The 12,398-nt window shown below is 66.0% G+C and carries 12 protein-coding genes, 1 tRNA gene and 1 riboswitch; of the genes, 4 read left to right on the top strand and 9 right to left on the bottom strand.

What is annotated here, in order from left to right:
- Positions 1-42: 42 nt before the first annotated feature.
- Positions 43-1,014, bottom strand: a complete 972-nt coding sequence (locus tag QNO08_RS05175) for a DMT family transporter (protein ID WP_229967417.1) — start codon at positions 1,012-1,014, stop codon at positions 43-45.
- 70 nt (positions 1,015-1,084) lie between these two features.
- Between QNO08_RS05175 and QNO08_RS05170 the strand changes: the two genes are divergently transcribed.
- Positions 1,085-1,315 carry an RNA-binding S4 domain-containing protein gene (locus tag QNO08_RS05170; RefSeq protein ID WP_229967416.1) on the top strand — a complete coding sequence of 77 codons (231 nt, stop codon included), beginning with the start codon at positions 1,085-1,087 and terminating at the stop codon, positions 1,313-1,315.
- Between the two features lie 43 nt (positions 1,316-1,358).
- Here the strand turns inward: QNO08_RS05170 and QNO08_RS05165 are convergent, their stop codons facing one another.
- A complete protein-coding gene (locus QNO08_RS05165) occupies positions 1,359-2,009 on the bottom strand; it encodes an alpha/beta hydrolase (protein ID WP_229967414.1) in 651 nt (216 codons plus the stop codon).
- A gap of 164 nt (positions 2,010-2,173) precedes the next feature.
- On the opposite strand from QNO08_RS05165, the gene QNO08_RS05160 reads away from it, so the two are divergent.
- Positions 2,174-3,019, top strand: coding sequence for an SGNH/GDSL hydrolase family protein (locus QNO08_RS05160; RefSeq protein ID WP_442860539.1), 846 nt, complete (start codon positions 2,174-2,176; stop codon positions 3,017-3,019).
- A gap of 164 nt (positions 3,020-3,183) precedes the next feature.
- On the opposite strand, the gene QNO08_RS05155 is transcribed toward QNO08_RS05160, so the two are convergent.
- The 5 genes from QNO08_RS05155 to QNO08_RS05135 all read right to left on the bottom strand — a co-directional run bounded on the left by QNO08_RS05155 (position 3,184) and on the right by QNO08_RS05135 (position 7,494).
- The gene (locus QNO08_RS05155; RefSeq protein WP_284155648.1) at positions 3,184-4,110 is read right to left on the bottom strand and encodes a hypothetical protein; all 927 of its coding nucleotides are present in this window, start codon (positions 4,108-4,110) and stop codon (positions 3,184-3,186) included.
- A 52-nt stretch (positions 4,111-4,162) separates the two neighbouring features.
- Positions 4,163-4,259: transfer RNA gene (locus tag QNO08_RS05150), tRNA-OTHER, on the bottom strand.
- Between the two features lie 106 nt (positions 4,260-4,365).
- Positions 4,366-4,902: an SRPBCC family protein gene (locus QNO08_RS05145; RefSeq protein ID WP_229967410.1), complete on the bottom strand. Its 537-nt coding sequence runs from the start codon at positions 4,900-4,902 to the stop codon at positions 4,366-4,368.
- Between the two features lie 73 nt (positions 4,903-4,975).
- On the bottom strand, positions 4,976-6,103 hold the full coding sequence (gene metX / locus QNO08_RS05140; protein WP_442860538.1) for a homoserine O-acetyltransferase MetX: 1,128 nt from the start codon (positions 6,101-6,103) through the stop codon (positions 4,976-4,978).
- Between the two features lie 74 nt (positions 6,104-6,177).
- Entirely contained in the window at positions 6,178-7,494 is a 1,317-nt protein-coding gene (locus QNO08_RS05135; RefSeq protein WP_229967408.1) for a bifunctional o-acetylhomoserine/o-acetylserine sulfhydrylase, read from the bottom strand.
- 67 nt (positions 7,495-7,561) lie between these two features.
- Positions 7,562-7,677, bottom strand: a riboswitch (SAM riboswitch).
- Between the two features lie 250 nt (positions 7,678-7,927).
- Here QNO08_RS05135 and QNO08_RS05130 point away from each other — a divergent pair.
- Positions 7,928-8,578 carry a VOC family protein gene (locus tag QNO08_RS05130; RefSeq protein WP_229967572.1) on the top strand — a complete coding sequence of 217 codons (651 nt, stop codon included), beginning with the start codon at positions 7,928-7,930 and terminating at the stop codon, positions 8,576-8,578.
- A 357-nt stretch (positions 8,579-8,935) separates the two neighbouring features.
- Positions 8,936-9,631: a putative endonuclease domain-containing protein gene (locus QNO08_RS05125; RefSeq protein ID WP_229967407.1), complete on the top strand. Its 696-nt coding sequence runs from the start codon at positions 8,936-8,938 to the stop codon at positions 9,629-9,631.
- Positions 9,632-9,735: 104 nt separating this feature from the next.
- On the opposite strand, the gene QNO08_RS05120 is transcribed toward QNO08_RS05125, so the two are convergent.
- Together QNO08_RS05120 and QNO08_RS05115 are read right to left on the bottom strand one after the other, a co-directional pair.
- Positions 9,736-11,733, bottom strand: a complete 1,998-nt coding sequence (locus tag QNO08_RS05120; protein ID WP_229967405.1) for a glycoside hydrolase family 2 protein — start codon at positions 11,731-11,733, stop codon at positions 9,736-9,738.
- On the bottom strand, positions 11,730-12,371 hold the full coding sequence (locus QNO08_RS05115; RefSeq protein WP_229967403.1) for a GNAT family N-acetyltransferase: 642 nt from the start codon (positions 12,369-12,371) through the stop codon (positions 11,730-11,732). Before QNO08_RS05115 ends, QNO08_RS05120 begins: the two co-directional genes overlap by 4 nt.
- Between the last annotated feature and the right edge of the window lie 27 nt (positions 12,372-12,398).

The following is a 12,398-nucleotide window of genomic DNA, read 5'->3' as shown; positions in this document are numbered from 1 at the left end:
GGGCCGTCCGGGCGCAGCGGCGGCCGCCTCAGCGGCGGCGCCTCAGCGGCGGCGCAGGACGCCCGGCATGTTCCAGGGCAGGGTGGCGATCACGATTGCGGCCAGTGTCAGCAGGGTGCCCAGGACGGTGGCCGCCACCACCACGCTGCCGGGCGCGGGCAGGAAAATATCGAGCAGGAGTGACCCGACCAGCTGGCCGCCGATCATGCCCAGACTGGTCAGCAGCACACCCAGGCTGCGCACCAGCAGGGCACTCAGCCCGATGAACACGCAGCCCAGCGGTCCGCCCAGATACAGGTACCACTCCCCCGGCAGCGGCTCACCGAAACCGGACACTGCCACCTTGGCCAGCCAGAACAGCAGCAGGACCGCGGAACCGGCGATGAAGTTGACCAGGGTGGCGGTGATGGGCGTGCCGTAGTGCATGCCGGTGGTGCCGTTCATCGCCTGCTGGAAGCTCATCAGCATGCCGGCCGTCAGCGGCAGCAGCACCGGGAGCAGCAGCTCCGAGGCCGCCGAGGCTCCGCTGAGTTTGGGGCTCACCGCCCAGGCGACGGCGGCTATGGTCAGCACCGCGCCGACCACGCGCATCACCGTCAGCGCCTTCTTTCCGGCCGGGCCGATGCCCAGGCGGTCCACCACCAGCCCGGTCATGGTCTGGCCGGCGACGGCGGCCACCGTGAAGACGGCAACCCCCAGGACGGCGACGGTCAGGGTCTGGGAGAGCACAAAGTAGCCGCCGATGGCACCGGCCAGCACGTAGTAGCGCGGAAAGCGCCGCTCCCGCAGGGCCGGGAGCAGCTGGGCGGCGCCGGCGCGTCCGCGCGGCAGCACCGCGGAAATGATGATCATGACCACCAACCCCACGGTGAAGCTGACCAGGGCGGCGGCCAGCCCGTCGTTGAGTTCCTCGCGCAGGGCACCGTTCACCCGGGCCTGGGCAGGAATGGCCGTCCCGGCCAGGACAGCGAGGGGAAGACCGATCAGGGGATTGATTCGCACAGCATTTGGCACGCACCAACCCTACGGCAGGACCAAGCCGCTGCCGGAATCGGCGACGGACATTGTCGGGCAGAATGGAGGTATGAGTTCTATTGACCCCCAAGACCTTCCCATCCGCGACGACATGATCCGCCTGGGGCAGCTGCTCAAGCTGGCCAGCCTGGCCGAAGACGGCATCCAGGCCAAGCAATTCATCGAAGACGGCCTGGTGAAAGTCAACGACGCGATCGAGGAACGCCGCGGCCGCCAGCTGCACCCCGGCGACATCGTCTCGGTCAACGGTGAAGCGATCCGCATCGTTAAAGAGGGCTGATTACCGCCGTCTGAGCGGGTTGAGGCTCGGGCCGGCGGAAGCCTCAGCCCTTGAGCACCAGATGGGTGAGGAACTCCTTCACATGCCCGAGTTCCTGCATGTTGATCCCGTGCCCCATGTTCGAGTACAGAATCTTGGTCAGCGCGGTGTGCTCGTTGAGCCAGGCGTGGGTGAACTCGATGCGCGGCGCATCGATCACCGGATCGGCCTGGTCCCGGCCCCAGAAGAACGGCACGCCGCCGGCGGCGAGGTCGTCGTCGGAGAAGAACGGATTGCCCTCCGACGGCACCACGAACCCGGAAAGCCCGACGACGGCGGCAAAGTCGGCGGGGCGGTGCCGCAGCAGCGTGCTCGCCACTGCCATGCCCATCGAGAAGCCCAGCAGCGAGACGCTGCTGTGCTCGCCCCGGACACTGTCCAGCCAGTCGGAGACATCGCGCACGGCATCCACCACGCGCTGCACGGAGAAATCACCGTCGCTCATGAGCGGGAACCAGGTGTAACCCGGGCCCTGGGCCTGCGGTGCACGGACCGAGACGATCGTGAACTCGGAGGGCAGATAGTCCGCCAACCCCATCAAGTCTTCCTCGTTGGCGAGGTAGCCGTGGAAGAGGACGAGCAGCGGCGTTCCGGCACGCTCGGCTTCCGGCTTGGACCAAAGGACAGTGGGATTCCAGGGAGCTGTTGTAGGCATGACATTCATTTTGGCACGGCCGCTTCCGGAACCTACGGTCGCGTAGCCGGGGTCCCGCTTGGCAGGATGGAGCCGTGACTTCTCCATCGCATCCTCAGGACAGCTTCCTTCCCTCGTCGACGGCAGCCGCCGCGGCCGCCATTGCAGCAGCGCCAAGCGCCCGGGTGAACGATCCCGGAACTGATCCGCTGAGCGTAGCCGAAGCTGATTCGCCGCACCCGTGGCACCGGTTTGTTGCCCTCGGAGATTCCTTCACCGAAGGGATTGGCGACCCGAATCCGGACAGCCCCGGCGGACATCGCGGCTGGGCTGACCGGGTGGCCGAGGAGCTGGCGCGCGACCGGGACAACTTCGCCTACGCCAACCTTGCCATCCGCGGACGGCTGCTGAACAAGATCATTGAAGAACAGCTGCAACCGGCGCTGGACCTGCGGCCGGACCTGGTGACCATCTGCGCCGGCGGCAACGACGTGATCCGCCCCGGCGGCGATCCGGACAAGCTCGCCGAAAAGATGGACGCGGCAATCGCCCGGCTGGCCGGCAGCGGGGCCACGGTGGTCCTCTTCACCGGCCCGGACCTGGGCACCACCCCGGTGCTCGGCAGCGTCCGGGCACGGGTGGCCGTCTACAACGAAAACCTCCGGACCATCGCCGCCCGCCGCGACGTCGTGATCGCGGACATGTGGGCGCTGCGTGAGCTGAGCAACCGGGAAATGTGGGCACCGGACCGGCTGCACTTTTCACCGCTGGGCCATCACACCATTGCGATGATGGTGCTGGACACGCTCGCCGTCGCGCACACCCTGGAGCCCTCGGAACCGAAACCGCTGCAGGCCAAGAACTGGCGGACGGCCCGCACCGAGGATCTTTCTTGGGCCCGCGAGTACTTCATGCCGTGGGTGGTGCGCCGGGTCCGCCACCGGTCCTCCGGCGACGGAATTGCCGCCAAGCGTCCCGACGCCGGACCGATGTTCGGCGGGCAGGGCATGCCGCCGGGTTCGGCGGACTGACCGGCCTCGGCCAGGATCAAAACCGACGAGGGCGTCGTCAGCTAATACTGGACCGATCCACTTGCAGCCGACGAAGCAGGCGGCAGCCAGCCAGTTCGGCACTCGCTGTTGGGCTGAGCCTTCAAAAGTCGGAAGAGTGACTCAAAGGTTGAGAGGAAGGCTAACTACTCCCCTACCTCATCTATTTCAACAAATCGTTTGAAGACTTCGGCAGGGCTGAGAATGACGAGTTCATCCAATAACTGGACGGACGTGCCATTCGAATCTCCGTCCCGCACGGGGGCCATACCGCCGTTCAGGCCCACCTGAATTAGGGCAGAAGCACGACGAGAAGACTGCCTACCATCAGACGCGGTGGAGTCTTGCTTACCCCAGATATTCTGAACACGGGTTATGCGCGTTCCAGATCGTTTGACCTGGTCATCAACATCTTCGGCCCTAACATAGCCCACAATAAGTTGCTGGAGATAGGCGTCCATATCCATCCCATCTATGAGTTTCTCATCAAGATCTTGAATAAGACGGTGCGCAGCACGAATAAGAGCGGTTATCTCCTTGAAGGTCGGCGCCTCGGGTTCTGCCTTTTCTGCATGCTCGATCAGGCGAACAACATCAAGGCCCTGATACCCTTCACGTATTGACTCCGCGTCTTTCATCAACGCTTTCACGTGGAGGGATGCAACGCGATTTCTTGGCTTGTAGTGCGTCACACGGTTTCGCCAGACAAGGGCTACCTGAGTGAGATAGTACGCGTCGCTCTCAGATAGATTTGCGTGTTGCGAAACTATCTGCAACCTGTCACTGACGCCAGTCTTGTCGTTACTTCGTGCTGACTCGATCTTGTCACGCAAAGACTGCGGGAACAGAGAAGGCTCCTCCAGCCCAGTTCGTAAGTAAGCATCAACAGCGTCACAAAGCCAGATAAGCGTCGCCTTTATCGCAAAATCTCGACTCCGACGACTAGATGCCTGCTTATCCTTTGGGCTCCACGACGTCCGAAATTTGCCGGGCAACGTGGCTACGCCCCGCTCAACGGCGTCGAGCCCTACACAGATCGTAATCAGAAAGTGGTTATTTTGACCAACCATCATCTTAAACAACTTGCGTCCGCGACTGCTCCTCAGAACTAACCCCATAGACATGTGCGCCAGGTGCGAGTTGAACGCACTTCTCCCGCTCTAAAGAGGCTCTTCAAAAATGCCGTTTGAAGGCGGGCGTCTTACCAATTGACCTCTGGCGCTATCGGTATCTTACACTGTCTCAAGCGCGAGGTGAGGTGCCCTGAAATCTGCAAAATTTCTCCGTCAAAATGTTTGCATCGAAAATAGGTAGAAGTCCTTGCCAGTTCAGCCCGCTACTGCTTCTTCGGCCAGCCGGATGAGGGCGGCGAGATGGTCGGCCCAGTCCTCCGTGTGGATCCGGGCCACCTCCTCGCCGGCTGTCAGGATGCCGAGGCCGCTTTCGGTGATCACGACATCGGTGTAGTCCGTTTCCGCGTCCGGCCCGGGTACGGCATCGAGCAGGAAGCTCACGACGGTGTGGGCGTTCCAGCCGGGTTTGGTCCAGCGGAAGGACAGAAGCCGATCCCGGGCCACGGCCAGCACAGTTCCCGTCGCCCGCTGCTCGGCCCCGGGGACGCCGCCCCCGACGCCGGCAACGCCGCCACCAACGAAGCCGCCGCCGTCGTCGTCATCGCCGCCGCCACCACCGCCGTCGTACCCGGCGCCGTGCGGGTGCTCCGCCGGACGCTCGGTGAGCGGAGCTCCGGGGCTGGCGGTGAAGTCCATTTCCGGCCACCACACGGCCCGGTTGTCCACCAGCGCGTGCCAGAGGTCCGCCGGGGCACACTGGGCCTGGGCCGACACCCGGATCGAATCACCCATGACGTTGCTCTTCCATGACACCCTGTTCTGCCATGGCCGGCCCGGCTTGGCAAGAGCAGTGCGCCCCGCGGGATCAGGCCGGCCCGAAGAACCGCTGGCGCAGCGGCACTCCAAGCTGCTCGACGTCGGTCAGGAACCCGTCGTGGCCGATGGGAGCGGAAATCATGTGCACCGTTGTGTCTCCGGGCAAGGCCGCGGCCAGAACCTCGGATTGCTGCGGAAAGTAGAGCCGGTCCGAGTCCACGGCGGCAATGAAGAACTCGGCGGTGACGCCGGCCAGGGCCTGCTCCAGCGGTCCGCGGCCGCGGGCGACGTCGTGGCTCATCAGTGCTTCGGTCAGCACCAGGTAGCTGTTGGCGTCGAACCGGTCCACGAGCTTCCGGGCCTGATGGTCCAGGTAGCTCTCCACGGCATAGCGTCCCCGGCCCGCCGACAGGGCAGATCCCAACGGATCCTCCTGCGGCTGCGGTTCATGCCCGAAACGGTATTCCAGTTCCGGCTCCGAGCGGTAGGTGATGTGCGCGATGCGCCGGGCCAGGCCCAGCCCGGCCGCCGGCGTCCTGCCGTTGTAGTAATCACCGCCGTTGAAATGCGGATCCAGCCGGATGGCTTCGAGCTGCGCCTGGCCAAAGGCAATCTGTTCCGCGGAGCTGGCCGCCGTGCACGCGATCACGGCGCAGCGCCGCACCCGGGCGGGTTCGGTGACGGCCCACTCCAGGGCCCGCGCCCCGCCGAGCGAGCCGCCCAGCACCGTGTGCCAGCTCCGGATGCCGAGCAGGTCCGCCAGCCGCGCCTCGGCGCGGACCGAGTCGCGGACCGTGACAAACGGAAAGCGCGAGCCCCAGGGCAGGCCCTGCGGATCAGCCGAGGACGGCCCGGTGGATCCGTAACAGCCGCCGAGCATGTTGATCGAGACGACGTAAAACCGGTTGGTGTCGACGGTTTTTCCGGGACCCACCAGGGTGTCCCACCAGCCGTCCTCCTCGGAATCCCCCCGGGCCACGTGGGTGCTGCCGGTGAGGGCGTGGCAGATCAGGACGGCGTTGGAGGCGTCGTCGTTCAGCTGCCCCCACGTCTCATAGGCGAGGGAAACCTGGGGCAGGCGCCCGCCGGTTTCCAGCTCCAGGCTACCGATCTTGGCGTGGAGCAGCACCCCGTCCGGGGCCGGGGTGGGGTGCTGCGGCGCCGTCGGAACGCTCAACGGCGCAGCCGAATCGGACGCGGTGGAACCGGAAAGGACGGTGTTCCGGGGTGAAGGCACTGCCACGCTAACCGCTACGCTCCCTTGGCGGCGCGGAAGCCGGCGTCGAGGTCGGCGATGATGTCATCAACGTGCTCAATCCCCACCGACAGCCGGACCAGTCCGGGGCTGACACCGGCAGCGAGCTGCGCCTCGGCCCCGAGCTGGCTGTGCGTGGTCGACGCCGGATGGATCACCAACGAGCGCACGTCGCCCACGTTGGCCACATGGGAGTGCAGCTCGAGGGCATCCACGAAGCGCTTCCCCGCCTCAATGCCGCCGGTGATGTCGAAGGAAACAATGGCACCGGTGCCGCGCGGCCCGTACTTGCGCCCGCGTTCGTACCACGGGCTGGATTCCAGGCCGGCGTACGCGACGGAGATGACGTCGTCGTGCGCTTCGAGCCAGTTCGCGACGGCCACGGCGTTGGCGACGTGACGGTCCATCCGCAGGCTCAGCGTCTCCAGGCCCTGGGCAATCAGGAACGCGTTGAACGGGGAGACGGCCGGTCCGAGGTCGCGGAGCAGCTGCACCCGGGCCTTGAGGATGTAGGCGAGGTTGGCGCCCAAAAGGCCGTTGGCGCCGAGGTCGCGGGCGTAGACCAGCCCGTTGTAGCTCTCATCCGGGGTGTTGAAGCCGGGGAATTTCTCCGGATCGGCGCCGAAGTCGAAGTTGCCCGAATCCACGATGACGCCGGCGATCGAGTTGCCGTGCCCGCCCAGGTACTTCGTGGCCGAGTGCACCACGATGTCCGCACCCCATTCGATGGGCCGGATCAGGTAGGGCGTGGAGAGCGTGTTGTCCACGATCAGCGGCACTCCGGCCTCGTGCGCGACGGCGCTGATGCCTTCGAGGTCCAGCACGTCCTGGCGCGGGTTGGAGACCACTTCCCCGAAGAAGGCCTTGGTGTTGGGCTGCACGGCGGCGCGCCACTGCTCCAGGTTGTCCGGATCCGCCACGAACGTCACGGCGATGCCGAACTTTTTCAGGGTGTGCTTGAACAGGTTGTAGGTGCCGCCGTACAGGCTGGGGCTGGCGACGATGTGGTCTCCGGCCTCGGCCAGATTGAGGATCGCGACGGTCTCCGCGGCCTGCCCGGACGCGAGCAGCAGCGCCCCGAGCCCACCCTCCAGGGAAGCGATGCGCTTTTCCACCGCTTCCTGGGTGGGGTTGCCGATGCGGGTGTAGATCGGCTCCAGCTCAGCCAGCGCAAACCGGTTGGCCGCAGCCTCGGCGCTGGGAAAGACGAACGAGGTGGTTTGGTAGATGGGCAGCGCGCGGGCGCCGGTGACGGCGTCGGGCTCCTGTCCCACATGGATCTGACGGGTTTCGAATGACCAGTTTCCTGACATGGCGTGCTCCCTATACCAGGGGCCGCACCGAGACTTCCGGCCCCGAAGGTAGCCGGCAGCCACGTGTGACCCGCGCTTGCCGTACGTCCTCTGACGTACAGCCAGGTCTTCACCCGGGGCACCCCACCGCGGTTGGAGGGTTGCCGGCCAGCAAGCCGGGGCTATCTGCTGGCACTCATGACCTATTCCCCCAATGAAAACGGATAACCCCGAAGCCCGCAACCTCTGTGACGGATCATTTCCCTGCGGGTTCGGGTGGCCGTGCCGGATGCGGGACAGGATCAAGAATTAGGGCATCCGCAGCACTCCCGTGGTCCGGCACCGGGCGCAGGATGAGGCCGCCGGCGGAACATCTGCAGCTCAAACCTGCCCATTTGACGACTTAGGCCAGCCTTGGTCGTGAGGTCGGTCACAACGTGCCATTATGGGCCGCATGCGCTTGGACCATGTTTCTTATGCCTGTGAATCCGACGGTCTTTTGGCCACTACCGAGAGGATTGCTTCCGCTCTGGGAGCGGACTTCGTCAAGGGCGGTGTGCATCCTCGCTTCGGCACCCGCAACATGATTCTCCCCCTGGCCAACCACCAATATGTCGAGGTGGTCGAGGCCCTGAACCATCCGGTGTCGGACAAGGCGCCCTTCGGCCAGGCCGTGCGCCAGCGCTCCGAATGCGGCGGCGGCTGGATGGGCTGGTGCGTAGCCGTGGACGACCTTTCACCCTTTGAAGCGCGTCTGGGCCGCGAGTCGGTGCCCGGAAACCGGAAGTTTCCCGACGGCCAGGAACTGACCTGGCAGCAGATCGGCATCAACGGCCTGATCGCCGACCCCCAGGTGCCGTACATGCTGCGCTGGGACGACGGCACCGAGCCGCTGCACCCTTCGGCCGCCCTGCCCGGCATGCCGGGCTCCGTGAAGCTGGACTCGCTGACCATCGCCGGGTCGGCCGAGCGCGTGACCCAGTGGCTGGGCACCCCGGTCGAGGAACCGCTGGAAAATGTGGGCGTGACCTGGATTTCGCCCAAGGGAACCCCCGGCATCATGTCCGTCACCTTCAACACGGCCAACGGTTCAGTCGAGATCTAGTTCTCCTGATCCCTCCGCTGCGCAATGGCGGGATTCTCCCTAACCGGAGGGTTGTCCACAACGGGGAGTCCTGCCCTCGCGGGCCGTCCGCCGCCCGTCCAGCCTTGAGGCATGGACCCTGCACTCATATTCTCAGCCGCTGCCGCAGCCCACGGTACGGACCGGCGTTCCCTGGCGCTGAGGTGCCGATCGGGCAAACTTGTCCGACTCCGGCCCGGTGTCTACATTCAGGCGGACGACTGGCTGAACCTGCCTCCTTGGGAGCGGGAGCGGGCACGTATCCGGGCCGCCGTGGAACAGGTACCGGGGCAGCGCATCCTTATCCAACAATCCGCGGCAGTTATTTGGGGATTGCCCGTGATTGGGAAATCGCCCGAAGTACTGTTGCTGGCCGTTCATCCCACGCATGGCAGGCGCCGCGGGGATCTCCGCTGGGCTGAGCGCCGGCTGCTGGAACCTGTCACCACGTGGGACGGGGTCCCCCTGACGTCCCGAGCACACACCGTCCTGGACATGGCTGCCTATCTGAACTTTGAACGTGCAGTCCCGGCCATGGACCATGTGCTGCGGCCGGATCCCGTTCGCAGTCTTCCCGGTCTGAGGAAAGAGCACCTTCGGGAGTTGGCGGAGCAGCTGCCTGGCCGCACCAAACGGCTCCGGGCTCAGCGGGTTATCGACTTCGCGCAGGTGCTCTCCGAGTCAGCCGGTGAGTCCTATTCGCGGGCTGTGCTGCATCTGCATGGTTTCCCGGAGCCTGAGCTCCAGCACGGATTCGACACCTCGTCAGGCCGGTTCCGTACCGACTTCTACTGGCCCGAGCACAGGCTCGCCGGGGAGTTCGACGGCGCAGTGAAATACGGACGCGGCAAAGAGAGCCGTGCACCGGCGTGGGACACGCTCGTCCGGGAGAAACGCCGGGAAGACGCTATTCGGGCCACCGGCGTGGGATTTGTCCGCTGGTCTTGGAATGACATCACCCGGCCACCCCAACACCCGGAGGGTTTGGTGCAGCGTCTGGTCCGGGCTGGACTGCCCCAATCCCGCCACCGCTGATTCCCTCCGCTTTGTGGCATTCCCTCCGCTGCGCAGCGGAGGGAACGCCACAGGCCGGAGGGTTTCGTCCGAGGCCCGGATCTCCCGCCCGCCGATCCGGCCGGCTAGCCCCGACCGGCCCCAGCAGCCCCAGCCGCCCTGATCAGCCGCTCGTTGAGCCCGCGGACCGTTCCGGCGTCGATCTTCACCACGCGCCGGTCATAGGTGAGCAGCCCGTTCACCTCGTCCTCCACATCGGTGAGCTGGGTGTACACGGTGGCGGCCAGGCCCTCTTCCACCGCGGGTTCGATCTGCTTCCGGTGCAGCTTTGCGTAGGCCTTCCGCAGGGCGTCCCGGGTCTTGAACCGCCGGTAGCCGAACTCCTTGTCGTTGAAGGTGTGGCCCGGCACGCGCAGACTGTATCCGCCGTATTCGGAGAGCACGACGGCGCGTCCGTCCCGCAGCCAGCCCTTGCGCAGCCGAAACGGCACAAAGTACACGTGCACGCTCTTGAGGTCTCCCCCGCCCTGGTCATGCCAGCCGCTGGCATGGTCGATGCTCCGCGTGGGATCCAGCCCGCGCAGCAGCTGCGTGGCGGCGTTGGCGTCGAACTGGCCCCAGCCTTCGTTGAACGGCACCCAGACCGCTATTGAGGTGCAGTTGCGCAGCAGTTCAACCGTCCCGCGCAGCTCGGCACGGAACTCCGCCCGGCCCTGCTCATCCGCACGCCCGAAAGCTGCGTAATCGCCGTCGTCGCGGTGCGGCATCCCCACGGCAGGGGCGGTCACGACGGCGTGCCGGTATGAGCGGCCGCCGTTGACCAGGTCCTGCCAGACCAGCATGCCCAGCCGGTCGCAGTGGTAATACCAGCGCAGCGGTTCGATCTTGATGTGCTTGCGCAGCATCGTGAAGCCAAGATCCTTGGCGGCTTCAATGTCGTAGGCCAGTGCCTCGTCGGACGGCGCCGTGTACAGCCCGTCCGGCCAGTACCCCTGGTCCAGCAGCCCGGCGTGGAAGTACGGGCGCCCGTTGAGCAGCAGCCGGGTGTGCCCGGCAGCATCCGGCCCCGTGCCGAAGGTCCGCAGCCCGGTGTAGCTGCGCACGCTGTCGATCTCCGCGCCGCCGGATCCGGCGAGCAGGCGCACCGACACGTCATAGAGAAAGGGATCCTCCGGCGTCCACAGGTGCGGATCCGGCACCGGAATCCGCACCGGCTTTCCGGGCACGACGACGGCGTCCGCCACAGTGCGCCCGCCGGAGGACACGGTGATCGCCGCCCGCAGGTCGCCGTGACCGCTGGACAAGCCGCCGGCTGAGGCGCTGGCTGAGGCGGCGGACGAGGCGCCGGCCGAGGCGCCGGCCGAGGCGCCGGCTGAGGCGCCGGTCCCGGCCGAGCCGGTCCCGCCGCCGTCGAGCAGCACGGTGACCGAGACGGATTCCAGGTCCGGCACCAGGACCAGCTGTGAAATGCTCGTGCGCGGCACCGATTCCAGCCACACCGTCTGCCAGATCCCGGACTGCGCGGTGTACCAAATGCCGCCCCGGTCCAGGGTCTGCTTGCCCCGGCTGGCGTAACCGGTGTCGCTGATGTCCCGGACCCGGACCACGAGCTCGTGTGCGGAATCCCCGGAATGTCCGGAATCCCCGGAATCCCCGGTATCGCCGGTCCCGCCGGAATCCATCGACCCGTCGGCGTCCCCGCTGCCGGCGGCCAGCGCATCGGTGATGTCCAGGGAAAAGGGAAGGTAGCCGCCGTCGTGCCCTCCCACGTCGATCCCGTTGACGGTGACGGTGCAGCTCTGGTCCATGGCCCCGAAATGCAGCAGCACGCGCTCCCCCGCGAAGCCGGCGGGCAGCCGGAGCGTCCGCCGGTACCAAAGGAACTGCTGGGGCTGAAGCTGGCGGTTCACGCCGGAGAGCGGCGCCTCGGGCGAGAACGGAACCAGGATCTCCCCGTCCCATTCGCCGTCGGCCGGCGGCTGTTCGCGGCGTGCCGAGGTGATGGCGTATTGCCAGTAGCCGTTGAGGTTCAGGTAGCTGTCCCGGACCAGCTGGGGACGGGGATAGTCCTGCAGCACGGAGTCCGGATCGAGGTCCGCTCCCCAGCGGGTTGTCAGAGTCACGAAGCGGTTTCTTCCTGCTGGTTGGTGGATGCGCCCACGTCGTCCGGTTCCGGTGCAGCACGGTATTCCTCGGCCAGGAGTCCCATCAGGATCTGGTCCTGGAAGCTGCCGCGGTGGAAGACGGCGGCGCGGCGGCAACCTTCGATGGTGAACCCGAGGGAGGAGTACAGCCGGATTGCCCTGTCGTTGTAGGACCATGTCTGCAATTCCACCTTATGGGCGCCGAGTTCATCGAAGGCCAGGCGGAGAGCCAGCTGCAGCGCTTCCCGGCCGATGCCCCGGCCCTGGAAATCCGGGCCGATGATGATGGCCATGGTGGCGATGCGTTCCGGTACCGACAATCCCCACGCGCTGACGTGCCCGGCCAGTGCGCCGTCCGCATCAATGATGCTGTAGCCGAATCCCGATGGCGCGTCGTTCTTGCTCCAGGCGGCGAACATTGACGCGAGGGCTTCCGGAGGACGCAGAGTTGTCCGCTCCTGCTGCAGCACCGATTGGAACGGGTTGTTCCACCAGGAACACAGTTCCGGAAGGTCGGCGTCCTGCAGTTCGCGGAAACGGATGTGCCGGCCCGAAAACAGGGTGCCCGACCACAACTGCAGGGCGTGGAAGTCAGTTGTCTGCGCCGATTCGCTCATCCGGAGATCCTAGCGCGGCGGGCGGCC

Origin of the sequence: Arthrobacter sp. zg-Y820 (genome assembly GCF_030142155.1) — a bacterium.
In the GTDB taxonomy this organism is placed as follows: domain Bacteria; phylum Actinomycetota; class Actinomycetes; order Actinomycetales; family Micrococcaceae; genus Arthrobacter_B.
This window is presented reverse-complemented; position numbering and strand designations above follow the sequence as displayed.